The sequence below is a fragment of the Enterobacter cloacae complex sp. P14RS genome, assembly GCF_014895895.1.
Taxonomy (GTDB): Bacteria; Pseudomonadota; Gammaproteobacteria; order Enterobacterales; family Enterobacteriaceae; genus Enterobacter; species Enterobacter bugandensis.
In genome coordinates, this window is record NZ_JADBQM010000006.1 from 25,347 (window position 1) to 50,223 (window position 24,877).

A 24,877-nucleotide genomic window follows, 5' to 3' on the forward strand; every position below is an offset into this window, starting at 1 on the left:
TAGTGTGATTATTATGAATTAAAAATTCTTGAGGTACAAAAAATGAATCTTGGCTCACTTGTTTCTGAAACGCGTAACCCGCAAACCATGGATCTGGATGCGCTCTCCACCCTGGAGCTGGTTAACCGCTTTAATCAACAGGATACGCTGGTCGCGCAGGCAGTGAAAGAGACATTGCCAGAGGTGGCGAAAGCGGTCGATGCGGCGGCGGAATCTCTTAAGGCCGGTGGTCGCATTATCTATATGGGGGCCGGTACCAGCGGGCGTCTCGGGGTGCTGGATGCCTCGGAATGTCCGCCCACCTTTGGCGTTCCGCACGGCCTGGTGGTTGGCCTGATTGCAGGTGGTCCCGGCGCGCTGCTGAAGGCCGTTGAAGGGGCGGAGGACAACAAACAGCTGGGTGAGGATGACCTGAAGGATCTGAACCTGACGGCGAACGATCTGGTGGTCGGCCTGGCGGCATCCGGGCGCACGCCGTACGTCATTGGCGGCCTGGAATACGCCAACCGGACCGGCTGCACGACGGTCGCCATCTCCTGCAACCCCGGCTCGCCGATTGCGCAGGTGGCCGCTATCGCCATCTCTCCGGTCGTTGGGCCGGAAGCGCTCACCGGCTCCACGCGCCTGAAATCCGGGACCGCGCAAAAGCTGGTGCTCAATATGATCTCCACCGGTGCGATGGTGAAGTTCGGAAAGGTCTACCAGAACCTGATGGTCGATATGCAGGCCACCAACGTCAAGCTGGTGGACAGAGCCTGCCGCATGGTGATGGAGGCGACAGGCGCGGGCCGTGAAGAGGCAGAAGCGGTGCTCAGGCAGACCGATCACGAGGTTAAACCGGCCATTTTAATGATCTTAAGCGGGCTGGACGCGGCGGCCGCGCGAGCCAAACTCGACGCGCACAACGGCTTCTTACGGGCGGCTTTAGAAAACTAGCAGAGGCGTTTATGGACAAAACAGCAGCGCTCGCCAGCGATATCCTGCAGGGGATAGGCGGGGAGAAAAATATTCAGCGTCTGGAAAACTGCATGACGCGCGTGCGCGTCGAGGTGCATAACGACGATCAGCTTGACGTGCCGGGCCTGAAGAAGCTGTCCGGCGTCAGTGGCTACGTGAAACAGGGGCAGCAACACCAGCTGATCGTCGGGCCGGGCAAGGCGGCGCAGGTTGTCGATGCCATGCGCGCGCTGATGGTCGGCGGTGCAAGCGTGACGGTTGACGACGCTGAACGCACCAAAGCGCAGGCGAAGGCCAAATACAAAGCTCCCATGAGCGATGCGCTGCGACAGCTGGCAAACGTCTTTATCCCGCTGATCCCGGCGTTTATAGCTTCCGGCTTGATCACCGGGATCATCAACATCCTTAAGCGGCCAGATATCGTCGGGGATTTTGCCACGCAGTATCCGAACCTGCTGGGCATTCTCGGGATCTTCGGCAGCGCGGTGTTTGCCATTATGAACATCCTGGTCGGGGTCAATACCGCGAAGGTGTTTGGCGGCTCGCTGGCGATGGGCGGGGTGATGGCGGGCATTCTCTCCAGCCCGCAGCTGGCGCAGATCACGCTGTTTGGTGAGGCGCTCCAGCCTGGCCGCGGCGGGGTGATCGCGGTGCTGCTGGTGGTCATCCTGATGTGTTGGATCGAGAAGCGGCTGCGCGCGGTTCTGCCCGGCTCGATTGAGCTGATCCTCAACCCGCTGCTCACCACGCTGATCACCGGTAGCATAGCGATTGTGGCCCTCCAGCCGTTAGGCGGTTGGATCTCTGACGCCATCGCCCACGGCGCGTCTCTGGCTATCGACCGCGGCGGCCTGCTGGTGGGGGCGGTGCTGTCAGGTACCTTCCTGCCGCTGGTGCTGACCGGCCTGCATCAGGGGCTGGTGCCGATCCACGTCGAGCTGGTGCAGGCGCACGGCTATAACGCGCTGCTGCCTATTCTCTCGATGGCGGGCGTCGGGCAGGTGGGGGCAGCGATTGCCGTCCTGATGAAAACCCGCAACGCGCGCCTGAAAAAAGTGATTAAAGGGGCGCTGCCGGTCGGGCTGCTCGGCATTGGCGAGCCGCTGATATTCGGCGTCACGCTGCCGCTGGGTAAACCGTTCCTTGCGGCCTGTCTGGGGGGCGCGGTAGGCGGGGCACTCATCAGCTACTGGAAAGTCGCCACCGTTATCACCTTTGGTCTCTCCGGTTTACCGCTGGCATTAACCATCGTGACCGGAAAAGTCATGCTCTATCTGTTAGGCTATTTAGTAGCGGTGATCGCCGGGTTCCTGTTTACCTGGCTGTTAGGATTCAACGACCCAGAGGAGTAAGGTTTGGCCAATCACGAGCGTCGCGTTGTCTTTTTCGATCTGGATGGAACGCTGCATCAGCAGGATATGTTTGGTACGTTTATGCGCTACCTGCTGCGGCGTCAGCCTCTGAACGCGCTGCTCGTCTTACCGCTCTTACCCCTCATTGGCATCGCGCTGCTGGTAAAAGGCCGGGCGGCGCGCTGGCCGATGAGCCTGCTGCTGTGGGGATGTACGTTTGGCCACAGCGAAGCGCGGCTCAAACAGCTCGAAAAGGAGTTCGCTCTCTGGTTCCGCGGCCACGTTGCCGCGTTTCCCGTGGTGCAGGCGCGCCTGACCAGCTATCTTGACGCCAACGATGCCGATATCTGGCTGATTACCGGCTCCCCGCAGACGCTGGTGGAGCTGGTCTACTTTGATACCCCCTGGCTGCCGCGCGTAAATCTTATCGCCACGCAAATTTCCCGCGGCTACGGCGGCTGGGTCCTGACGATGCGCTGTCTGGGGCATGAAAAAGTGGTCCAGCTGGAAAAACGCATCGGCACGCCGCTGCGTCTTTACAGCGGCTACAGCGACAGCAAGCAGGACAACCCGCTGCTCTATTTTTGCCAGCACCGCTGGCGCGTTACTCCCCTCGGTGAACTTCAGCAACTCGAATAGTCTTATCTATAAGGGCTGTGTATAATGCCGCCCGCTTTTAGACTGGAGTATCAGCCCTTGTCCACCTCAGAACACAATCATGAATACTGGATGCGCCACGCGCTGGCGCTGGCTCAACGGGCCTGGGACGAGGGCGAAGTGCCCGTGGGCGCGGTGCTGGTTCATAACAACCGGGTGATTGGGGAAGGGTGGAACCGTCCTATTGGCCGCCACGATCCTACCGCGCATGCCGAAATTATGGCGCTTCGTCAGGGCGGGCTGGTGCTGCAAAACTATCGTCTGCTTGATACCACCCTGTACGTCACCCTTGAACCCTGCGTGATGTGCTCCGGGGCGATGGTGCACAGCCGAATCGGTACCCTGGTGTTTGGAGCGCGGGATGAAAAAACCGGTGCGGCCGGTTCACTGATGGACGTGCTGGGTCATCCAGGAATGAATCATCAGGTGCAGACTATCGGTGGGGTACTTGCACCAGAGTGTTCGGGGCTATTAAGCGATTTCTTTCGAATGCGCCGTCAGCAGAAAAAGCAACAAAAGGCAGAATTGAAGTTGTCGGATGATTAAGCTCGTCCGGCGCCACAACCGGATAACTTTCCGCCAGCTGTTTTGCCTCTGTTGCCTCTTTCTCTTTCTCCAGCAGATAGCCGACCAGGCTAATCTGATACTTACGTATATTTTCCACGTAGGCGTAGGCTTCATGTCCGCGCGCGTAGCCATACGTCAGCTTGTTGTACCATGGCTTCTGGCTCAGCAGCGGCAGGCGCTGTTTTACGTCTGACCAGCTGTCCGGGTTTCCCTTCGTTTTCGCCGTCAGAGCCCGCGCGTCAAGCATGTGCGCGTAGCCCATGTTGTAGGCCGCCAGCGCAAACCAGATCCGTTCCTCTTCCGGCACGGTTTCCGGGACTTTAGCCATCATATCCTGCAGGTAGCGCGCCCCGCCGCTGATGCTCTGTTCCGCATCGGTACGGTCGTTAACGCCCAGGCTCAGCGCGGTATTTTTGGTTAACATCATCAGTCCGCGTACGCCCGTTGGCGACGTGGCCTGAGTGTCCCAGTGGGACTCCTGGTACGAGATAGCCGCCAGCAGTTTCCAGTCAATCTCCTGGGCATATTTTTCGAAAAGCGGCTGCAGGTCAGGCAGGACGCTGTCAACCGCGCGCAGGAAGCTGCGGGTGTCAACGTAGTCAAAGTCATCCCCGTGGCCGAGGTACTTCTCCTCAAGTCGCGCCAGCGTGCCGTCTTCATTGATGGTGTTATAAAAATCCAGCATGGCCGCCGAGAGGGTCTGGTCATCATCCAGATGGGTAAACCAGGTCACCGGCTGTTCGTCCGTCACGTCCAGCGCCACGGCGATTTCAGGATGCACCCGCTGGAACAGGCTGATCGCCACCGAATCGGCGATGGTGTAGGGCAGTTTCTGATCTTTGACCTGCTCCAGCAGCTCCGTCGTGCCGAGTTTAGGGTCAACCGTCCAGCTCAGATCCGGGTATTTTTTCTCCTTTAACTCACGCAGGTCGTCAATCACTACGTGGCCGGGAGCAATCGTCAGCTGTTGCGCGTTGATCGAGGCAAGCGTACGCGGGCGCAGGCTCCCGACGCGATAAACCAGCTGCTGGGAAACGGAGTAGTAGGTCGGGCCCGGCTGGTAGTTCTTGCTGCGCTCGCTGTTATAGACCAGCCCGGCAGCGAGGATATCGGCGTTGTTGTTGTCCAGGTCGTCAAACAGCTGGTTGATGTTCTGGCGGACGGTAATTTTAAGCTTCACGCCCAGATAATCGGCAAACTGCTGCGCCAGCTCATAATCCAGACCAATAATTTTGCCGTTGATGTCGCTGTAAATCAGCGGAGAGTTGAGGGTACTGACGCGCAGTTCCCCCCGCTCCTGAATGGCGGCGATACGATTTTCGGCTTTGCCGAACCAGGGGATGGAAGGCCAGAGGGCCACTGCCAGCAGCAACGTTACAATGCCGATGAGCAGATAATTAATCTTTAATTTTTTCAATTAGTTAATTCTCTGCGACGCCGGTTGCCTCAGTCTGCTGTAGCCATGTTAATCATAAGGTTTGTCATTGAATGAGCGGCATTTTGCGTAAACTTGCGCCACTTGGCAACCAATTAGAGAGACAGGTCACATCTATTGTTAAACGCTGAAGTCGATTTTATTTCGACGCAAACGGTTTCGTCGGCGCTCAGGATTCTCTATAATGACGCCCGTTTTCCCCCCTTGCGCACACTGTAAGCGCCCCGGCGCTTCGAAGACGAGAGACTTATGATGGAAATTCTGCGTGGTTCGCCTGCACTGTCTGCCTTCCGTATTACCAAACTGCTGGCACGTTTTCAGGCGGCCGACCTTCCGGTAAGCAATATTTACGCTGAGTATGTCCATTTTGCTGACCTGAATGCCCCCCTGAATGCAGAGGAGCGCGTACAGCTGGAACGCCTGCTCAAGTATGGCCCAAATCTGAGCAGCCATACGCCAACCGGCAAACTGATCCTTGCGACGCCGCGTCCGGGCACCATCTCCCCCTGGTCTTCCAAAGCCACCGACATTGCCCACAACTGCGGCCTGAGCCAGATTAACCGTCTGGAACGCGGCGTAGCGTACTACGTCGAAGCCTCTACCCTGAGCGACGCGCAGTGGCAGGCGGTTGCGGCTGAATTGCACGACCGCATGATGGAGAGCGTGTTTGCCTCTCTTGATGACGCACAGAAGCTTTTCTCCCATCATCAGCCTGCGCCGGTACAGAGCGTGGACCTGCTGGGGCAGGGCCGCCAGGCGCTGATTGACGCCAACCTGCGTCTCGGTCTGGCGCTGGCAGAAGACGAAATTGACTACCTGCAGGACGCGTTCGTTAAGCTCAACCGCAACCCGAACGACATCGAACTCTACATGTTCGCGCAGGCCAACTCTGAGCACTGCCGCCATAAGATTTTCAATGCCGACTGGATTATCGACGGCGAACAGCAGCCGAAGTCGCTGTTCAAAATGATCAAAAACACCATGGAACAAACCCCTGACCACGTGCTGTCTGCCTATAAAGACAACGCCGCGGTGATGGAAGGTTCCGAGGTGGGCCGCTTCTTCGCCGATCGCGAAGCAGGGCGCTATGACTTCCATCAGGAGCCTGCGCATATTCTGATGAAAGTGGAAACCCACAACCACCCGACGGCCATTTCTCCGTGGCCGGGTGCGGCAACCGGCTCCGGCGGCGAAATCCGTGACGAAGGGGCGACCGGGCGTGGGGCGAAACCCAAAGCGGGTCTGGTCGGCTTTTCCGTTTCTAACCTGCGCATCCCTGGCTTTGAACAGCCGTGGGAAGAAGATTTCGGCAAGCCAGAGCGCATTGTGACCGCGCTGGATATCATGACCGAAGGCCCGCTGGGCGGCGCGGCGTTTAACAACGAATTTGGTCGTCCGGCGCTGAACGGTTACTTCCGTACCTACGAAGAGAAGGTGGACAGCCACAACGGCGAAGAGCTGCGTGGCTACCACAAACCGATCATGCTGGCGGGCGGGATCGGCAACATCCGTGCCGATCACGTGCAGAAAGGCGAGATCGTCGTCGGCGCGAAGCTGATAGTGCTGGGCGGCCCGGCGATGAACATCGGTCTGGGCGGCGGTGCGGCCTCTTCTATGGCCTCCGGCCAGTCTGATGCGGATCTTGACTTCGCGTCCGTGCAGCGTGACAACCCTGAGATGGAGCGTCGCTGCCAGGAAGTGATCGACCGCTGCTGGCAGCTGGGCGATGCCAACCCGATCCTCTTTATTCACGACGTGGGCGCGGGCGGCCTGTCCAACGCCATGCCGGAGCTGGTGAGCGACGGTGGTCGCGGTGGCCGTTTCAACCTGCGCGATATTCTGAGCGATGAGCCGGGCATGAGCCCGCTCGAAATCTGGTGTAACGAATCCCAGGAGCGCTACGTGCTGGCGGTTGCGGCCGACCAGCTGCCGCTGTTTGACGAACTGTGCCGCCGCGAACGCGCGCCGTATGCCGTGATCGGTGAAGCAACCGAAGAGCAGCACCTGACTCTGAGCGACACCCATTTCGACAACCAGCCGATCGATCTGCCGCTGGACGTGCTGCTCGGTAAAACGCCGAAGATGACCCGCGACGTAACAACCCGTAAAGCAGCGGGCAAAGCGCTGGATCGCCAGGGCATTACCGTGGCGGAAGCGGTCAACCGCGTGCTGCACCTGCCTGCTGTGGCAGAGAAAACCTTCCTGGTGACCATTGGCGACCGTACCGTGACCGGTATGGTATCCCGCGATCAGATGGTTGGCCCGTGGCAGATCCCGGTGGCGAACTGCGCCGTGACCACCGCGAGCCTCGACAGCTACTACGGTGAAGCGATGGCGCTGGGTGAACGCACCCCGGTCGCGCTGCTGGACTTCGCCGCCTCTGCACGACTGGCGGTCGGTGAAGCGCTGACCAACATTGCGGCGACGCAGATTGGCGACATCAAACGTATCAAACTTTCCGCGAACTGGATGGCGGCAGCCGGTCACCCTGGTGAAGACGCTGGCCTGTATGAAGCCGTGAAAGCGGTGGGTGAGGAACTGTGCCCAGCCCTCGGCCTGACCATTCCGGTGGGTAAAGACTCCATGTCGATGAAAACCCGCTGGCAGGAGGGTAACGAGCAGCGCGAGATGACGTCTCCGCTGTCGCTGGTGATCACCGCGTTTGCCCGTGTAGAAGACGTACGCCATACCGTTACGCCGCAGTTGGCGACCGAAGATAACGCCCTGTTGTTGATTGACCTGGGTAAAGGCCACAACGCGCTGGGCGCCACCGCACTGGCGCAGGTTTACCGTCAACTTGGCGACAAGCCAGCCGACGTGCGCGACGTGGCGCAGCTAAAAGGCTTCTACGACGCAATTCAGGCGCTAGTGGCACAGCGCAAGCTGCTGGCCTACCACGACCGTTCCGACGGCGGCCTGCTGGTGACCCTGGCAGAGATGGCCTTCACCGGCCACTGCGGCGTGGAAGCGAACATTGCAACGCTTGGCGAAGACCGCCTGGCGGCGCTGTTTAACGAAGAGCTGGGTGCGGTGATTCAGGTTCGCGCCGCAGACCGCGAGGCGGTGGAAGCGATTCTGGCGAAGCACGGTCTGGCAGACTGCGTCCACTATCTGGGGAAAGCCGTTCAGGGCGACCGCTTCGTCATTGAGGCCGACGGTCACGCCGTGTTCAGCGAAAGCCGCACCACGCTGCGCATGTGGTGGGCAGAAACCACCTGGCAGATGCAGCGCCTGCGCGATAACCCGGAATGCGCCGATCAGGAGCATAACGCGAAAGCGAATGACCAGGATCCTGGCCTGAACGTGAAGCTCTCCTTCGACATCAACGAAGATATCGCTGCGCCGTACATTGCGACCGGCGCGCGTCCGAAAGTGGCCGTGCTGCGCGAGCAGGGCGTTAACTCCCACGTTGAGATGGCTGCGGCCTTCCACCGCGCGGGCTTTGACGCTATCGACGTCCACATGAGCGACCTGCTGGCCGGGCGTACCGGTCTGGAAGATTTCCATGCGCTGGTGGCGTGCGGCGGTTTCTCCTACGGTGACGTGCTGGGCGCAGGCGAAGGCTGGGCGAAGTCCATTCTGTTTAACAGCCGCGTGCGCGACGAGTTCGAGACCTTCTTCCATCGTCCGCAAACCCTGGCGCTGGGCGTGTGCAACGGCTGCCAGATGATGTCTAATCTGCGCGAGCTGATCCCGGGCAGCGAAGCCTGGCCACGCTTTGTGCGCAACCAGTCCGACCGCTTCGAAGCGCGCTTCAGTCTGGTTGAAGTGACTCAGAGCCCGTCTCTGCTGCTGCAGGGGATGGTTGGCTCTCAGATGCCAATCGCCGTTTCCCACGGCGAAGGTCAGGTAGAAGTGCGCGATGCGGCCCATCTGGCGCAGCTCGAGAGCAAAGGCCTGGTGGCGCTGCGCTTTGTCGATAACTTCGGCAAGGTCACGGAAACCTATCCGGCGAACCCGAACGGCTCCGTCAATGGTATTACGGCGGTGACCAGCGAAAGCGGTCGCGCGACCATCATGATGCCGCACCCTGAACGCGTGTTCCGTACCGTCAGCAACTCCTGGCACCCGGAAAACTGGGGCGAGGACAGCCCGTGGATGCGTATCTTCCGCAACGCGCGTAAACAGCTGGGTTAAGATGTAAAGCAGGTACTTTGTAGGCCCGGTGAGCGTAGCGCCACCGGGTTTTTTTATGCGTGTCGCAAAATTGCGACAAAGATGGTATAGGGGTGTCTCCAAATGGAGACACTTAACTCATTGATTTATATATGGCAGGACAGGTTCCCGTTAAGGTGTTGCTTAATAGCGACACTTAGCCTGAAAATCATTCAGCGCACAACAAATAGATCAAACGAATAAAAGATATATATTTCAATGTGTTAATATTTTGTTTTGCATTCTGGCATGGGTGTTGCATAATATTAACCAGTGGCTCATTCACCTTCTTATGTCAGCCCCTTCGGGACGTGCTACATAAACTTCGAATGACGCACAAAAAGGTGCCTGCCGTCCAACTACTGATCATAGCGATGCTTTATCAGGCCAGGGCGAAACGTCGAGTTAGGCACCGCCTTATTCCATAACAAAGCCGGGTTTTTACCCGGCTTTGTTGTATCTGAAGGGCAGACTCAGTTACGCTCTCCGTAAACCCCCATGAAGAGAGTAATGCGTTGAAACGCTGGCCCGTTTTTCCCCGCTCCCTGCGACAGCTCGTGATGATGGCCTTTCTGCTGATCCTGCTGCCGCTGCTGATCCTCGCCTGGCAGGCATGGCAGAGCCTCAACGCGCTGAGTGCCCAGGCGGCGCTGACGAACCGCACCACGCTTATCGATGCCAGACGCAGTGAAGCGATGACCAACGCCGCGCTGGAGATGGAGCGTAGCTATCGTCAGTACTGCGTGCTCGACGATCGGACGCTGGAGAAGGTCTACCAGAGCCAGCGCAAGCGCTACAGCGAAATGCTGGATGCCCACGCGGGCGTGCTGCCGGACGACAGGCTGTATCAGGCGTTACGTCAGGATCTGAACGATCTCGCGCAGCTGCAGTGCCAGAACAGCGGCCCGGATGCGGCTGCCGCCGCGCGCCTTGAGGCATTCGCCGCCGCCAATACCGAAATGGTGCAGTCAACGCGCACGGTCATTTTCTCTCGCGGCCAGCAGCTGCAGCAGGAGATTGCCGAGCGCGGCCAGTTCTTTGGCTGGCAGGCGCTGGTGCTGTTCCTGGTGAGCCTCGGGCTGGTGCTGCTCTTTACCCGCATGATCATCGGCCCGGTAAAGGGTATTCAGCGTATGATCAACCGCCTGGGGGAGGGGAAATCGCTCGGGGATACGGTTGCCTTTAAAGGCCCGCGCGAGCTGCGATCCGTCGGTCAGCGCATTATCTGGCTATCCGAGCGCCTGGCGTGGCTGGAATCCCAGCGTCATCAGTTCCTGCGCCATATTTCCCATGAGCTGAAAACCCCGCTGGCCAGCATGCGTGAAGGAACGGAGCTGCTGGCGGACGAGGTGGCAGGGCCGCTTACGCCGGAGCAGAAAGAGATTGTCGACATTCTGGACGCCAGCAGCCGCAACCTGCAAAAGCTGATCGAGCAGCTTCTGGATTACAACCGCAAGCTGGCTGACGGGACGGTGGTACTGGAAGAGGTGGAGATTGAGCCACTGGTGGATATGGTGATCTCCGCCCATAGCTTGCCGGCAAGAGCTAAAATGATGCATACCGGGGTGGAGCTGAATGCGCTGACCTGCCTGGCTGAACCCATGCTATTAATGAGCGTTCTGGATAATCTTTACTCCAATGCGGTGCACTATGGTACTGAATCCGGTAACATTTATATCCGAAGTTATACGAAGGGCTCCCGGGTGTTTATTGACGTCGCAAACACCGGCACCCCGATCCCCGATGACGAAAAAACCATGATCTTCGAACCCTTTTTCCAGGGGAGTCATCAGCGGAAAGGCGCGGTAAAAGGAAGCGGTCTGGGATTAAGCATTGCCCGGGACTGCATACAACGCATGCAGGGTGAGCTAAACATTGCCACGGACGAACGTTCAGATGTTTGCTTCCGTATTGAACTGCCCCTGAGCCGGAAAAATTAATAAAATGAATCTATATCTGGTGAGTATGTCACACGTCTTTTTCCGCGCCATACGCGCGGTGTTTTCCAGCAAAGCGGGTCGCCTGAGTCTGCCCTGTTTAGTTCTGGCGGGGTGCGTTTCCCATGCGCCGCAAAGTGCGATAAGCGGTAAACATGAAGACAAATGGCCCGATAACCAGCTGGCGGATTTCCTCTCTACCCGCTGTGAGGATATCTGGAATCTGTCAGGGCATGATGTCGAAAATAATCCGCTGTTCTGGCTGCGCGGAATAGATTGCGCCCAGCGGCTTGCGCCGGTAGACGCCCGCATGAAGGCGGCGATGCTGGATGAAGACACCTGGCAGGACGCTTTCAAGCGTGGGATTTTACTGGCCGATGCGAAAATTACACCCGTTGAACGTCGGGCCAACGTGACCCGTCTGGACACGTTTGTGATCAATCTTCCCGCACAGGTGCGCCCGGTATACCAGCTCTGGCGGGATGGGCAGACGTTACAGCTGCAGCTGTCTGAAGAGCGCTCCCGCTACAGCAAGCTACAGCAGTCAACTGACAGCGAGCTGGATACGCTGCGCCAACAGCAACAGCATTTACGTACTCAGCTGGATACCACGACGCGAAAGCTGGAAAACCTGACCGATATCGAAAGACAGCTCTCGTCGCGTAAATACCAGCCTGGTAGTTCATCTGCTGCACCGGACAGCGATATGCCGAAACAAGAGGATGTGAAGCATGACGAGCCGTAAACCAGCCCATCTCTTACTGGTGGATGACGATCCCGGCCTGTTAAAGCTGCTGGGGATGCGTCTGGTGAGTGAAGGCTACACCGTGGTGACCGCGGAAAGCGGGCAGGAGGGGCTTAAAGTCCTCAGCCGCGAAAAGATTGACCTGGTGATCAGTGACCTGCGGATGGACGAAATGGATGGCATGCAGCTGTTCGCCGAAATCCAGAAGCAGCAGCCTGGCATGCCGGTCATTATCCTGACGGCGCACGGGTCAATCCCGGATGCCGTCGCCGCAACCCAGCAGGGCGTGTTCAGCTTCCTCACCAAGCCGGTAGATAAAGACGCGCTCTACAAAGCTATCGACAGCGCGCTGGAGCACGCCGCGCCCTCCGGAGACGACGCATGGCGTGAATCTATCGTCACCCGCAGCCCGATAATGCTGCGTCTGCTTGAGCAGGCGCGAATGGTCGCACAGTCAGACGTCAGCGTGTTGATTAACGGCCAGAGCGGAACCGGGAAAGAGATCCTGGCGCAGGCGATCCACAACGCCAGCCCGCGCAGTAAAAATGCTTTTATCGCCATTAACTGCGGTGCCCTCCCAGAGCAGCTTCTTGAGTCTGAACTTTTTGGCCATGCCCGCGGCGCATTTACCGGCGCGGTAAGCAGCCGGGAAGGGCTGTTCCAGGCCGCGGAAGGCGGCACGCTGTTCCTCGACGAGATTGGCGACATGCCTGCGCCGCTGCAGGTCAAACTGTTGCGCGTACTTCAGGAGCGCAAAGTGCGCCCGTTGGGCAGCAACCGCGATATTGATATTAACGTGCGAATCATTTCCGCTACCCACCGCGACTTGCCCAAAGTGATGGCCCGCAACGAGTTCCGTGAAGATCTCTACTACCGTCTGAACGTGGTGAACCTGAAGATCCCGGCGCTGGCGGAGCGTGCGGAAGATATTCCGCTGCTGGCGAATCACCTCCTGCGCCAGGCGGCCGATCGGCATAAACCGTTCGTGCGCGCCTTTTCGACTGATGCGATGAAACGGCTGATGGCCGCCAGCTGGCCGGGTAACGTGCGCCAGCTGGTGAACGTGATTGAGCAGTGCGTGGCGCTAACGTCCTCGCCCGTTATCAGCGACGCGCTGGTGGAACAGGCGCTGGAAGGAGAGAACACGGCCTTGCCGACGTTTGCGGAAGCGCGTAACCAGTTCGAGCTGAACTATCTGCGCAAGCTGCTGCAGATCACCAAAGGCAACGTGACCCACGCGGCGCGGATGGCCGGACGCAACCGCACCGAGTTCTATAAGCTGCTCTCACGCCACGAGCTGGAAGCAAACGATTTTAAAGAGTAATGCCGTATGGTACTGTGAGCAATCGATTACGAGGCAGCTTACAGGCAAGAGTTTAAGGACCCACCATGAAAAAGATTGATGCGATTATTAAACCTTTCAAACTGGATGATGTACGTGAAGCGCTGGCGGAAGTAGGCATCACCGGAATGACCGTGACGGAAGTGAAAGGTTTTGGTCGTCAGAAGGGCCACACCGAGCTCTATCGTGGCGCAGAGTACATGGTCGACTTTCTGCCGAAAGTGAAAATTGAAATCGTGGTCAGCGACGATATCGTCGATACCTGCGTGGATACCATTATCCGCACGGCGCAGACGGGCAAAATTGGCGACGGTAAAATCTTCGTCTTTGACGTGGCGCGCGTGATCCGTATCCGTACCGGCGAAGAAGACGACGCCGCGATTTAACCATTCGCCACCCGGCGCAAAAAAAGCCCCTCGAACGAGGGGCTTTTTGCGTTACAGCACCTTATGCGGCCCGAAACATTCGTAATGAATGTTGTCTTTATTCACGCCCAGCTCAACCAGCTGCTTCGCGGCATACTGCATAAACGCCACGGGTCCACAGACGTAGAACTGCATTTCCGGCGCGCTAAACGTCCCTTCCATCTGGCTTAAATTCATTAGTCCTTCGCTGTCAAAGCGTGCGGCAGTGCGGTCTGCCTCCGTCGGCAGGCGATACCAGGTATGCGCGGTGAAACGCGGCAGGGTCGCTCCCAGCGCTTTCACTTCATCCGCAAAGGCGTGCACGTCGCCGTTCTCCGCTGCGTGGAACCAGTTAATCTGCGCGCTGTGGTTTGCTTTCGCCAGCGTATCCAGCATCGCCAGCATTGGCGTTTGGCCCACGCCCGCGGAGATCAGCGTGACCGGGGTATTGGTTTCAATGGCCATAAAGAAGTCGCCCGCCGGCGCGGCCAGATGGACCACGTCGCCCACGCTCGCTTCGTTATGCAGCCAGTTGGATACCTGACCGCCGTCCTCGCGCTTCACCGCAATGCGGTAGCCTTTGCCGTTTGGTTTGCGGGTCAGAGAGTACTGGCGGATCTCCTGGTGCGGGAAGCCTTCAGGCTTCAGCCATACGCCCAGATACTGGCCCGGCTGGTAATCGGCCACCGGCTGGCCGTCAACCGGCTCAAATTCAAAACTGGTGATAAGCGCGCTGCGCGGCGTTTTCTCGATGATACGGAAGGCGCGCGTTCCTTCCCAGCCGCCGTTCTTGCTGGCGTTTTCGCTGTAGATCTGCGCTTCACGGTTGATAAACACGTTTGCCAGCACGCCGTAGGCTTTACCCCAGGCGTCCAGCACCTCCTGGCCCGGGCTGAACATTTCGTCCAGCGTTGCCAGCAGGTGAGTGCCGACGATGTTGTACTGCTCGGGTTGGATCTGGAAGCTGGTGTGCTTCTGCGCGATCTTTTCCACCGCAGGCAGCAACGCCGCCAGGTTTTCGATATTGCTGGCGTAGGCCGCGATGGCGTTGAAAAGCGCTTCACGCTGATCGCCGTTACGCTGGTTGCTCATATTGAAAATCTCTTTGAGCTCCGGATTGTGCGTGAACATGCGATCGTAGAAATGAGCGGTAAGTTTAGGACCGGTTTCCACCAGCAGGGGAATGGTGGCTTTAACGGTAGCGATGGTTTGAGCGTCGAGCATGGCAGCTTCCTTCTGATATTACCTAATGATGTATTTTAAATACATCTTATAAAAAATACCCTTGCTTTGTAAATGGTTCTTTGCAAGATGAAAAATACGCATCACAAACCTGAAAAGAAATCCGCTGGAAATAGTGAGATCTTTATTCCTCAAACCCTTGCGTGGCGTGAAGGAAAACGTTTGCGTAAAATCGTTTGTCAAGACCTGTTATCACAGAGCTATTCAGTTATACTGTTGCCCGTCGTCCAACAGGACTGCCTTTTCAGGCCAAAATTTACTTGTTAGCTGAGTCAGGAGATGCGGATGTTAAAGCGTGAAATGAACATTGCCGATTATGATGCCGAACTGTGGCAGGCTATGGAGCAGGAAAAAGTACGTCAGGAAGAGCACATCGAACTGATCGCCTCCGAAAACTACACCAGCCCGCGCGTGATGCAGGCGCAGGGCTCTCAGCTGACCAACAAATACGCTGAAGGTTACCCGGGCAAGCGCTACTACGGCGGTTGCGAGTACGTTGATATCGTTGAGCAGCTGGCTATCGACCGTGCGAAAGCACTCTTCGGCGCTGACTACGCGAACGTCCAGCCGCACTCCGGCTCTCAGGCTAACTTCGCTGTTTACACCGCGCTGCTGCAGCCGGGCGATACCGTTCTGGGTATGAACCTGGCGCAGGGCGGTCACCTGACTCACGGCTCCCCGGTTAACTTCTCCGGCAAACTGTACAATATCATTCCTTACGGTATTGATGAGTCCGGTAAAATTGACTACGAAGACATGGCTAAGCAGGCCAAAGAGCACAAGCCGAAGATGATCATCGGTGGCTTCTCTGCTTACTCCGGTATCGTTGACTGGGCCAAAATGCGTGAAATCGCAGACAGCATCGGCGCGTACCTGTTCGTTGACATGGCGCACGTTGCGGGCCTTATTGCCGCAGGCGTTTACCCGAACCCGGTTCCTCACGCTCACGTTGTGACCACCACCACCCACAAAACCCTGGCGGGTCCACGCGGTGGCCTGATCCTGGCGAAAGGCGGTGACGAAGAGCTGTACAAAAAACTGAACTCTGCCGTGTTCCCAAGCGCGCAGGGCGGCCCGCTGATGCACGTTATCGCCGCAAAAGCGGTCGCGCTGAAAGAAGCGATGGAGCCAGAGTTCAAGGTGTATCAGCAGCAGGTTGCTAAGAACGCCAAAGCGATGGTGGAAGTGTTCCTGAACCGTGGCTACAAAGTGGTATCCGGCGGGACTGAAAACCACCTTTTCCTGCTGGATCTGGTTGATAAGAACCTGACCGGTAAAGAAGCTGACGCTGCCCTGGGCCGCGCCAACATCACCGTGAACAAAAACAGCGTGCCAAACGATCCGAAGAGCCCGTTCGTGACCTCCGGTATCCGTATCGGTTCTCCGGCCGTGACGCGTCGCGGCTTTAAAGAAGCGGAAGTGAAAGAGCTGGCTGGCTGGATGTGTGACGTTCTGGACAACATCAATGACGAAGCGGTTATCGAGCGCGTCAAAGGTAAAGTTCTGGATATCTGCGCACGCTTCCCGGTATACGCATAATTCCTCTGCTTTGCAGAAATAAAAAAAGGCCGCGCTTGCGGCCTTTTTTTATGGCTTAACGCCGGTCCAGGGAAATGGCCCCCGGTCCCACAATCGCCAGCAAAATAAACGCGCCAGCAATACTGACGTTCTTGTAGAAATTAATCATATTCGGCACAACCGCATCTCCGGTCATATCCCAGTAGTGGTGACCGATAATCGCCGTGCCCAGCGTATAGAAGATAAAGAGCACCGCGAGGGGGCGGGTGAAAAAGCCGAGCACGATCAGGATAGCGGCGGGAACCTCCATTACTACGGCGATAATGGCCGCCAGCATCGGCATGGGGGCGCCGAGCGACGTCATATACTGAACGGTGCCGCTAAACCCCGTCAGCTTGGGATAGCCAAAAATAATAAACAGGACAACGATGGCAATACGGGCAATCAATAGCAGGAAGGAGCGTGAGGAGCCGAAATCGAAATAACGTAAGCTGTTCATGGCAAACGACCTCTTCAGGCGATGTCTTTTAAACGTAATACAATTTTGCCGCTCACGCCATACGCCGACCGGCTGTCCAGGACGTTAATTTATCGTTAATTTATAGCGCGCTAACGACTTGCTAAAGTGCAGGATAAACGCCAGACTATCGCCTCCATTTCGGGAGGGATTCATGGTCTTGCATTCCACGCGCTGGCTGGCGCTCAGCTACTTCACCTACTTCTTTAGCTACGGTATTTTTCTGCCTTTCTGGAGCGTCTGGCTCAAGGGAATTGGTTTGACGCCAGAAACCATCGGCATTCTGCTGGGCGCGGGGCTGGTGGCGCGTTTCCTCGGAAGCCTGCTGATTGCCCCCCGCGTCAGCGATCCCTCCTTACTGATTAAAGCGGTGCGCATTCTGGCCCTGCTGACGCTGGTCTTCGCGGCCTGCTTCTGGGTCAGCCATCAGTTTGCCTGGCTGATGGTGGTGATGGTTGGCTTTAATCTGTTCTTCTCCCCGCTGGTACCCCTGACGGATGCGCTGGCGAACACCTGGCAAAAGCAGATCACCATGGATTATGGTCGCGTGCGCCTCTGGGGATCGATTGCCTTCGTGATCGGCTCGGCGTTGGTGGGGAAACTGGTCAGCCTTTACGACTACCGCGCGATTCTGGCGCTGCTGAGTATCGGTATTGCCTCGATGCTGCTGGGAATGCTGCTGCGCCCGTCGGTGATGCCGCAAGGGGAGAGTCGCCATCAGGAGAGCGCCGGCTGGCCCGCCTGGCGGAGCCTGGTGGCCCAGAGCTGGCGTTTTCTGGCGTGCGTCTGTCTGCTTCAGGGGGCGCATGCGGCGTACTATGGCTTCAGCGCCATCTACTGGCAGGGGGCGGGCTACTCGGCCTCTGCGGTCGGTTACCTGTGGTCGCTGGGGGTGGTGGCAGAAGTCATTATTTTCGCCCTGAGCAAAAAGTTGTTCCGCCGCTTCGGCGCGCGCGATCTGCTGCTGCTTTCCGCGGTCTGCGGCGTGGCGCGCTGGGGGATTATGGGCTGGACGACCGAACTGCCGTGGCTGATTGTGGCGCAGATCCTTCACTGCGGCACCTTCACCGTGTGCCACCTGGCGGCGATGCGCTATATCGCGGCGCGCGAGGGCGGGGACGTGATCCGTCTGCAGGCGGTCTACTCTGCGGTGGCGATGGGCGGCAGCATTGCGGTGATGACGGTCTTTGCGGGCTTTCTGTATCAGCATCTGGGACACGGCGTGTTCTGGGTCATGGCGCTGGTGGCGCTCCCGGCGATGTTTGTTCGACCGAAAGTGGCCGCACGGGCGTAGCTACGATTCCAGCATGGCGCGAATATGTTCCTGCTGCTGCGCGTTAAGTGATTCAACCGCGTGGATCAGCGGCGGCGAGAACAGCGGCAGCACGGTAGGATAGGGGGTGATAACCAGCGCGGCTTCGCGCGGTGCCCCCTCTTTCTGGAACGCCTGCAGCGTCAGATAGCGAATGTTGAGCGGCAGCAGGGTTAATTCGCGCAGCTGCTGTTCAATCACCTCCTCACAGGATTTATCCTCCCCGGTCAGCAGCACTACCTGTTTTTCATGCAGATCGGTCTCCTGCATCAGCCAGGCGCCGAAAATAACCGCTACCAGCGCCATCTCTTCATCGGAGAACCGCAGCCCAAATTCGGCTTCCAGCTCAAAGAGTGCCTCTTTCGTGGTGCGTAACAGCCGGGGATAGAGACGGTGAATTTCCTCGGGCAGGCTATTGTCGATGCCGATCTCAAACAGCGAGCGGTCCAGCGCCTGAGCCAGATGGATATACAGCTGATCGGTCAGCCCCTGCTCATCGCTGAAGTTCATCCCGGTCTGGGAGCGGAAACGGGCCACCATGCGCACAATGGCGCGGCGCAGGCGCTGATCCTGCTGGTGTTTATCGAGCGCTGGATCGGGCGTGCGGAGCATCATAAACAGCAGCGCCAGAAACAGCTGCTCATCCACGTGCGCGCCCTGCGGCACGCGCCGCTTCCAGTGACGAACAATTTCCTGCGCCGTAAAATACTCTCCCCGCGACTGGGTCCAGCTGCGCTGCGCGTGGGAAAACTGCGGCGTATTCCCTAAGTGGTGCTGGATGAGGCAGTATTGCAAGTAGAGCTGTAAGAACTGGACGTCCCGGCATTCAAACTGACGCTGCAGCTTGCGTGAGCAGAAGCCGATCAGCGCCCGCAGATTAGCATCGTCGTAGAGCGGCCGCGCGATGCCGTGCTGTTTAAGCGCGGTTTTTAAGGCTGGGGTAAACTGGTGCGAGACAAACTGCGGACAAAGGCGGAGCGCCCTGCGCAGCCAGTGCAGCAGACATAAACGCTGATTCAGGGCAGTGCCTTCAATTCGGTAGCTACCGTCATGGTGCGTGACGATATCCAGCCGGTGATAGCGCTGGATTTCATCGCGCGTCTCGGCTATATCTTGCCGTGCCATGACCTCGTCCACGCCGTTGGCAGCGATTATGCTCTGTGCGGTGACGACAGCATCGGGCAGGTAAAGCATCAAAAGCACCTGGCAGCGGCGCTGCGAACTGGAAAGCACAGATGGAATTTCAAGCGTCGTCATCATCTGTCGGGTATCCAGTGTGAATGTTTGATAAGAATAGCTAAAGGATGGGCGCTGAAAAGCGCGCCGGCAGGCCTTTCACTCAGGATTGCTGGGGAACATCACAGAATTTTTGACGTGAGGAATTGATGCAGACAGTTAAACAAAATGCGATGGCGTTATTTTTGGCGGTTATCACCTTTACCGCCAGCGCACATCCTCACAGTTTTATCAGCCTGAAAACCGAGCTGGTCACCGACGGCACGCAGCTGAGCGGCCTGAAAATGCGCTGGACGATGGATGAAATCACCTCAGCGGATCTGCTTTATGATGCGGGTAACGCGAAGCCCGGCGACGAAATCTGGAAAAAGCTGGCGGCAGAAGTGATGGCCAACGTGCTCGGGCAGCACTACTTCACCGAGTTCTGGCATAACGGACAAAAGGTGAAGTTCCTCAATCGCCCGACAGAATACGGCATGTCCCGCGACGGACATCAGGCAGTGCTGACGTTCGTGCTCCCACTGGCGCATCCGCAGCCGCTGGCAGGACAAACCTATACGTTTTCCACCTTTGACCCAACGTACTACGTCGATATGAGCTACGCCGAGGACAGCGACGTGCAGCTTCCTGCGTCGTTGCAAAAAACCTGCAACATTACGGTTCACACCCCGAAGCCCAGCGAAGAGACGCTGAATTTTGCTGTCTCTCTTGATAAAGAGGATGCCCCACCGGAGGACATGGAACTGGGTAAACAATTTGCGCAGAAGGTAACGTTACAATGTCAGTGATCTCCTCTCCGGTACGAAAGCCGCGCCGCTGGCTGCACCTCTGGCCGCTGGCGCTTTTTCTACTGCTCGCCGTTTGCGGTTCGCTCTGGTTGTGGCAGGCCTGGCCGCAGGTGATGATGAAAAGCATCATCTGGCAGCGTGAGGTCAACCAGCAGATGAGCGGGCTGCTGAAGGCGGTGGCAGAGAACCCGACCAAAGCGGGCGGTTCCCTGCTGGCGTTCAGCTTTATCTATGGCGTGCTGCACGCGCTGGGGCCGGGGCACGGCAAAATCGTTATTACCACCTGGCTTGCCACCCATCCGTCGAAGCTGAAATCAAGCATTGGCCTGACGCTGGCCTCTTCGCTGCTTCAGGGGGGCGTGGCGATTGCGCTGGTGGTGGTTGTGCTTTCGCTATTACAGCTTCCCGCGCGCCAGCTGCACCTGAGCAGCTTCTGGCTGGAGAAGGGCAGCTATGCGCTGGTCGGCGTGCTGGGGCTGATCCTCTGCTGGCGGGCGCTGAAAAAGCTGCGCGCGCTGCTGCAAAAGCCCAAATTCAAAACCTTTACGCCGCACCACGTTCATGATGAACACTGCGGCTGCGGGCATCAGCATCTGCCGACGCAGGAACAATTACAGAGCGGTGACGACTGGCGCGCGCGGCTGATGATAGTTCTCTCTATGGGGATGCGCCCGTGCTCGGGAGCAATCATGGTGCTGCTGTTCAGTAAAGTGATTGGCGTGTTCGGCTGGGGCATGCTCTCGGCGCTGGCGATGGCGGCAGGAACCTCTCTCACCATTTCGTCTTTGGCGTTGCTGGTTCACAGCTTCCGTCAGCTTGCGGTAAAACTCAGCGGCAATAAAACGCCGGTACTGTGGCGGCAGGTAGGATGGACAACGCTCGCGCTGGCGGGGGGAGTGATTCTGCTGGTGGCGGCGGTAACGATGTGGATGAGCGCGGCGCCGTTTAGCACCCTCTCCCCTTTGGGGAGAGGGCTGAGATGAGGAGATTAACGCTTCAGCGCATCGCTCAGCTCGTCACGCATGTTGGCCAGCATGGCTTTAACAACGCGTGGGTTACCCGCAACGATGTTGCCGGTGGTCATGTAGTTGTGGCCGCCGGTGAAGTCGCAAACAATCGCGCCTGCTTCACGTGCGATCAGCTCGCCCGCAGCGAAGTCCCACGGCTTCAGTGACAGTTCGAAGTAACCGTCAACGCGGCCGGTTGCCACATAGGCCAGATCCAGCGCAGCAGAGCCGGTGCGACGGAAGTCCGCGCATTCGGTGAACAGCTTGCCCAGGATATTCATATAGGTAGTTGCGTGCTGCTTCGCCTTGAACGGGAAGCCGGTCGCCAGGATGGTGCCGTCCAGATCGCGTGCATTGCTGCAGCGCAGACGGTAGCCGTTCAGCTGTGCGCCCTGACCGCGGGTCGCGGTGAACAGTTCGTTACGCATTGGATCGTAAACAACGGCGACTTCAGTACGGCCTTTAATGCGTACTGCGATTGACACAGAGAAGTGTGGCAGGCGTTTAACGAAGTTGGTGGTGCCATCCAGTGGATCGATAACCCATTGAACATCCTGATCGGTACCTTCATGTTCACCGCTTTCTTCGGTGATGATGGTGTGCTGCGGGTAAGATTTGCGGATCGTTTCGATAATAATCGCTTCTGCGGCTTTATCGACGTTAGTCACGAAATCATTGCTGCCTTTCTGGCTGGTTTCTACGGAGTCTGGCGTTTCGTAGTGTTTGGCAATTACATTACCCGCCTTGCGCGCTGCGCGCACGGCGATGGTCAGCATCGGATGCATCGGTCTCTCTCACTGGATGTTAAAGAACAGGAAAATCGGCGCAGAGTATAGCAGCGGGATCGGATTATGTCTCCCGTTTATGATAATATGCCCGAATATTCTTCAGACACTGAACCCAGACATCTAAAAATTATGCTGCAAAACATTCGAATCGTGCTGGTCGAAACATCGCACACCGGCAACATGGGCTCTGTGGCCCGCGCTATGAAAACCATGGGCTTAACGAACCTGTGGCTGGTTAATCCGCTGGTGAAACCAGACTCTCAGGCTATCGCCCTGGCGGCAGGGGCCAGCGACGTTATCGGTAATGCGCAGATCGTTGATACCCTCGACGAAGCGCTGGCCGGTTGCAGCCTGGTGGTGGGCACCAGCGCGCGCTCACGCACGCTGCCGTGGCCGATGCTGGATCCGCGCGAATGCGGCCTGAAAAGCGTCTCAGAAGCAGAGCAGGCGCCGGTTGCGCTGGTGTTTGGCCGCGAGCGCGTTGGCCTGACCAACGACGAACTGCAGAAGTGCCACTACCACGTGGCGATTGCAGCCAACCCGGAATACAGCTCGCTGAACCTGGCAATGGCGGTGCAGGTAATCGCCTACGAAGTGCGCATGGCCTGGCTGGCGACGCAGGAGAAGCAGGCAGAACCGAAAGAAGATACGGCCTACCCGCTGGTGGACGACCTTGAGCGTTTCTACGGTCACCTGGAGCAGACGCTGCTCGCTACCGGCTTCATCCGTGAAGGCCACCCTGGCCAGGTGATGAATAAGCTGCGCCGCATGTTTACCCGCGCGCGTCCGGAAAGCCAGGAGCTGAACATCCTGCGCGGAATTCTGGCGTCGATTGAGCAGAAGAATAAAGAGTAGTGCCGATTTCCCCCTCTCCCCGTGGGAGAGGGTTGGGGTGAGGGCATCAGGCCGCACCTATATTATGAAGGCACAGAAGGTTAAATACCTGACTAAAACAGTCAAGTAAATAGTTGACCATTTTAGTCAGGAATGTCAGACTTGGCCCTGCTATGCAATACCCCCATTTTACAATAAAAAACCCCGGGCAGGGGCGAGTTTGAGGTTAAGTAAGACATGAGACTGACATCTAAAGGGCGTTATGCCGTGACCGCGATGCTGGACGTTGCGCTCAACTCCGAAGCGGGCCCGGTTCCGTTGGCTGATATTTCTGAACGACAAGGGATCTCCCTCTCTTACCTGGAACAGCTGTTCTCCAGACTGCGTAAAAATGGACTGGTGTCCAGCGTTCGTGGCCCGGGCGGCGGTTATCTGCTGGGTAAAGACGCGGGCAGTATTGCGGTTGGCGAAGTGATTAGCGCGGTGGATGAATCCGTTGACGCAACCCGTTGCCAGGGTAAAGGCGGCTGCCAGGGCGGCGATAAGTGCCTGACCCACGCGCTGTGGCGCGATCTGAGCGACCGTCTGACCGGCTTCCTGAACAACATCACCCTCGGTGAACTGGTCAATAACCAGGAAGTTCTGGACGTATCAGGCCGTCAGCACAGCCATGATTCACAACGCAGCACCCGCGCGCAGGACGCTATCGACGTCAAATTACGCGCGTAATAAAACGATAAGTATTTCAGAATCAGGCCGGGGTGGTCACACCCCGCGTACTCGGTCGTACATCCAGCCGGTTGCCTGATTCCTTGCATTGAAGCGATGTACGGAGTTTATAGAGCAATGAAATTACCGATTTATCTCGACTACTCCGCAACCACGCCGGTGGACCCGCGTGTTGCCGAGAAAATGATGCAGTGTCTGACCCTGGACGGAAACTTTGGTAACCCAGCTTCCCGTTCACACCGTTTTGGCTGGCATGCTGAAGAGGCGGTGGATATCGCCCGTAATCAGATTGCTGACCTGGTGGGTGCCGACCCGCGTGAGATTGTTTTCACCTCCGGTGCGACCGAATCCGACAACCTGGCGATCAAAGGTGCAGCCAACTTTTATCAGAAAAAAGGCAAGCACATCATCACCAGCAAAACCGAACACAAAGCCGTGCTGGACACCTGCCGCCAGCTGGAGCGTGAAGGGTTCGAAGTGACCTATCTGGCGCCGCAGAGCAACGGTATTATTGACCTGAAAGAGCTCGAAGCGGCGATGCGTGACGACACCATCCTGGTCTCCATCATGCACGTTAACAACGAAATCGGCGTCGTTCAGGACATCGCGACCATCGGCGAAATGTGCCGCGCGCGCGGTATCATCTACCACGTGGATGCGACCCAGAGCGTGGGTAAACTGCCTATCGACCTGAGCCAGCTGAAAGTAGACCTGATGTCCTTCTCCGGCCACAAAATCTATGGCCCGAAAGGGATCGGCGCGCTGTACGTTCGTCGTAAGCCACGTATCCGCATCGAAGCACAGATGCACGGCGGCGGTCACGAGCGCGGCATGCGTTCCGGTACGCTGCCTGTTCACCAGATCGTGGGCATGGGCGAAGCGTACCGCATTGCGAAAGAAGAGATGGAAACCGAGATGGCACGCCTGCGCACGCTGCGTAACCGTCTGTGGGACGGCGTGAAAGATATGGAAGAAGTGTATCTGAACGGCGATCTCGAGCAGGGCGCGCCGAACATCCTCAACGTCAGCTTCAACTATGTTGAAGGCGAATCGCTGATCATGGCGCTGAAAGACCTGGCCGTTTCTTCCGGTTCTGCCTGTACGTCTGCAAGCCTGGAGCCATCCTACGTGCTGCGCGCGCTGGGTATGACTGACGAGCTGGCACACAGCTCTATCCGTTTCTCTTTAGGTCGTTTCACTACCGAAGAAGAGATTGACTACACCATCGAGCTGGTTCGTAACTCCATTGGCCGTCTGCGCGACCTTTCTCCACTGTGGGAAATGTTCAAGCAGGGCGTGGATCTGAACAGCATTGAATGGTCACATCACTAATCGGTATATAAGGAGAATTCAAT

Annotated in this window: 21 protein-coding genes; 16 read left to right on the plus strand and 5 right to left on the minus strand. The window is 57.6% G+C overall.

Annotated features, from left to right (window positions below; genetic code table 11):
• The first annotated feature begins 42 nt into the window (after positions 1–42).
• From murQ to tadA, 4 genes are read left to right on the plus strand one after another with little or no spacing between them, the layout of a single operon-like run.
• Positions 43–936, plus strand: a complete 894-nt coding sequence (gene murQ / locus IM295_RS04180; RefSeq protein ID WP_193066274.1) for an N-acetylmuramic acid 6-phosphate etherase — start codon at positions 43–45, stop codon at positions 934–936.
• 11 nt (positions 937–947) lie between these two features.
• The gene (locus tag IM295_RS04185) at positions 948–2,309 is read left to right on the plus strand and encodes a PTS transporter subunit EIIC (protein WP_193066275.1); all 1,362 of its coding nucleotides are present in this window, start codon (positions 948–950) and stop codon (positions 2,307–2,309) included.
• Positions 2,310–2,312: 3 nt separating this feature from the next.
• Positions 2,313–2,948, plus strand: coding sequence for a phosphatidylglycerophosphatase C (gene yfhb / locus IM295_RS04190; protein WP_045260171.1), 636 nt, complete (start codon positions 2,313–2,315; stop codon positions 2,946–2,948).
• Positions 2,949–2,972: 24 nt separating this feature from the next.
• Positions 2,973–3,512: a tRNA adenosine(34) deaminase TadA gene (gene tadA / locus IM295_RS04195; protein WP_048338854.1), complete on the plus strand. Its 540-nt coding sequence runs from the start codon at positions 2,973–2,975 to the stop codon at positions 3,510–3,512.
• On the opposite strand, the gene mltF is transcribed toward tadA, so the two are convergent.
• Positions 3,400–4,950 carry a membrane-bound lytic murein transglycosylase MltF gene (gene mltF / locus IM295_RS04200; protein ID WP_028014088.1) on the minus strand — a complete coding sequence of 517 codons (1,551 nt, stop codon included), beginning with the start codon at positions 4,948–4,950 and terminating at the stop codon, positions 3,400–3,402. The two genes, tadA and mltF, sit on opposite strands and share 113 nt — an antisense overlap.
• Positions 4,951–5,217: 267 nt before the next feature.
• On the opposite strand from mltF, the gene purL reads away from it, so the two are divergent.
• The 5 genes from purL to glnB all read left to right on the plus strand — a co-directional run bounded on the left by purL (position 5,218) and on the right by glnB (position 13,533).
• Positions 5,218–9,105 (plus strand): phosphoribosylformylglycinamidine synthase, encoded by a 3,888-nt coding sequence (gene purL, locus IM295_RS04205; RefSeq protein ID WP_049136688.1) that lies wholly within the window; start codon positions 5,218–5,220, stop codon positions 9,103–9,105.
• Between the two features lie 533 nt (positions 9,106–9,638).
• On the plus strand, positions 9,639–11,063 hold the full coding sequence (qseE, locus tag IM295_RS04210) for a two component system sensor histidine kinase QseE/GlrK (RefSeq protein ID WP_126327211.1): 1,425 nt from the start codon (positions 9,639–9,641) through the stop codon (positions 11,061–11,063).
• A gap of 4 nt (positions 11,064–11,067) precedes the next feature.
• Complete coding sequence (gene qseG, locus IM295_RS04215) at positions 11,068–11,805, plus strand: two-component system QseEF-associated lipoprotein QseG (RefSeq protein WP_126327210.1); 738 nt, start codon at positions 11,068–11,070, stop codon at positions 11,803–11,805.
• Complete coding sequence (gene glrR / locus IM295_RS04220; protein ID WP_028014084.1) at positions 11,792–13,129, plus strand: two-component system response regulator GlrR; 1,338 nt, start codon at positions 11,792–11,794, stop codon at positions 13,127–13,129. The genes qseG and glrR overlap by 14 nt, the downstream gene beginning before the upstream one ends.
• 65 nt (positions 13,130–13,194) lie before the next feature.
• Positions 13,195–13,533: a nitrogen regulatory protein P-II gene (glnB, locus tag IM295_RS04225; RefSeq protein ID WP_003860685.1), complete on the plus strand. Its 339-nt coding sequence runs from the start codon at positions 13,195–13,197 to the stop codon at positions 13,531–13,533.
• 51 nt (positions 13,534–13,584) lie between these two features.
• Here the strand turns inward: glnB and hmpA are convergent, their stop codons facing one another.
• A complete protein-coding gene (hmpA, locus tag IM295_RS04230) occupies positions 13,585–14,775 on the minus strand; it encodes an NO-inducible flavohemoprotein (RefSeq protein ID WP_101865759.1) in 1,191 nt (396 codons plus the stop codon).
• A 303-nt stretch (positions 14,776–15,078) separates the two neighbouring features.
• On the opposite strand from hmpA, the gene glyA reads away from it, so the two are divergent.
• Positions 15,079–16,332: a serine hydroxymethyltransferase gene (gene glyA, locus IM295_RS04235; protein ID WP_025757663.1), complete on the plus strand. Its 1,254-nt coding sequence runs from the start codon at positions 15,079–15,081 to the stop codon at positions 16,330–16,332.
• 55 nt (positions 16,333–16,387) lie between these two features.
• On the opposite strand, the gene IM295_RS04240 is transcribed toward glyA, so the two are convergent.
• Complete coding sequence (locus IM295_RS04240; protein ID WP_059358596.1) at positions 16,388–16,810, minus strand: DoxX family protein; 423 nt, start codon at positions 16,808–16,810, stop codon at positions 16,388–16,390.
• A gap of 172 nt (positions 16,811–16,982) precedes the next feature.
• On the opposite strand from IM295_RS04240, the gene IM295_RS04245 reads away from it, so the two are divergent.
• Positions 16,983–18,122 (plus strand): 3-phenylpropionate MFS transporter, encoded by a 1,140-nt coding sequence (locus IM295_RS04245; RefSeq protein WP_048960048.1) that lies wholly within the window; start codon positions 16,983–16,985, stop codon positions 18,120–18,122.
• Here the strand turns inward: IM295_RS04245 and csiE are convergent, their stop codons facing one another.
• Entirely contained in the window at positions 18,123–19,400 is a 1,278-nt protein-coding gene (csiE, locus tag IM295_RS04250) for a stationary phase inducible protein CsiE (protein WP_193066276.1), read from the minus strand.
• Between the two features lie 125 nt (positions 19,401–19,525).
• Between csiE and IM295_RS04255 the strand changes: the two genes are divergently transcribed.
• Together IM295_RS04255 and IM295_RS04260 are read left to right on the plus strand one after the other, a co-directional pair.
• Positions 19,526–20,164, plus strand: coding sequence for a DUF1007 family protein (locus IM295_RS04255; protein WP_028014079.1), 639 nt, complete (start codon positions 19,526–19,528; stop codon positions 20,162–20,164).
• The gene (locus tag IM295_RS04260) at positions 20,155–21,147 is read left to right on the plus strand and encodes a nickel/cobalt transporter (protein ID WP_028014078.1); all 993 of its coding nucleotides are present in this window, start codon (positions 20,155–20,157) and stop codon (positions 21,145–21,147) included. Before IM295_RS04255 ends, IM295_RS04260 begins: the two co-directional genes overlap by 10 nt.
• A 5-nt stretch (positions 21,148–21,152) precedes the next feature.
• On the opposite strand, the gene suhB is transcribed toward IM295_RS04260, so the two are convergent.
• Positions 21,153–21,956, minus strand: a complete 804-nt coding sequence (suhB, locus tag IM295_RS04265) for an inositol-1-monophosphatase (RefSeq protein WP_028014077.1) — start codon at positions 21,954–21,956, stop codon at positions 21,153–21,155.
• A 132-nt stretch (positions 21,957–22,088) separates the two neighbouring features.
• Between suhB and trmJ the strand changes: the two genes are divergently transcribed.
• The 3 genes from trmJ (at position 22,089) to iscS (ending at position 24,854) form a co-directional block, all read left to right on the plus strand.
• On the plus strand, positions 22,089–22,814 hold the full coding sequence (trmJ, locus tag IM295_RS04270; RefSeq protein ID WP_193066277.1) for a tRNA (cytosine(32)/uridine(32)-2'-O)-methyltransferase TrmJ: 726 nt from the start codon (positions 22,089–22,091) through the stop codon (positions 22,812–22,814).
• Between the two features lie 216 nt (positions 22,815–23,030).
• The gene (gene iscR / locus IM295_RS04275; RefSeq protein ID WP_008502158.1) at positions 23,031–23,522 is read left to right on the plus strand and encodes a Fe-S cluster assembly transcriptional regulator IscR; all 492 of its coding nucleotides are present in this window, start codon (positions 23,031–23,033) and stop codon (positions 23,520–23,522) included.
• Positions 23,523–23,639: 117 nt separating this feature from the next.
• Complete coding sequence (gene iscS / locus IM295_RS04280; RefSeq protein WP_193066278.1) at positions 23,640–24,854, plus strand: cysteine desulfurase; 1,215 nt, start codon at positions 23,640–23,642, stop codon at positions 24,852–24,854.
• Positions 24,855–24,877: the final 23 nt, after the last annotated feature.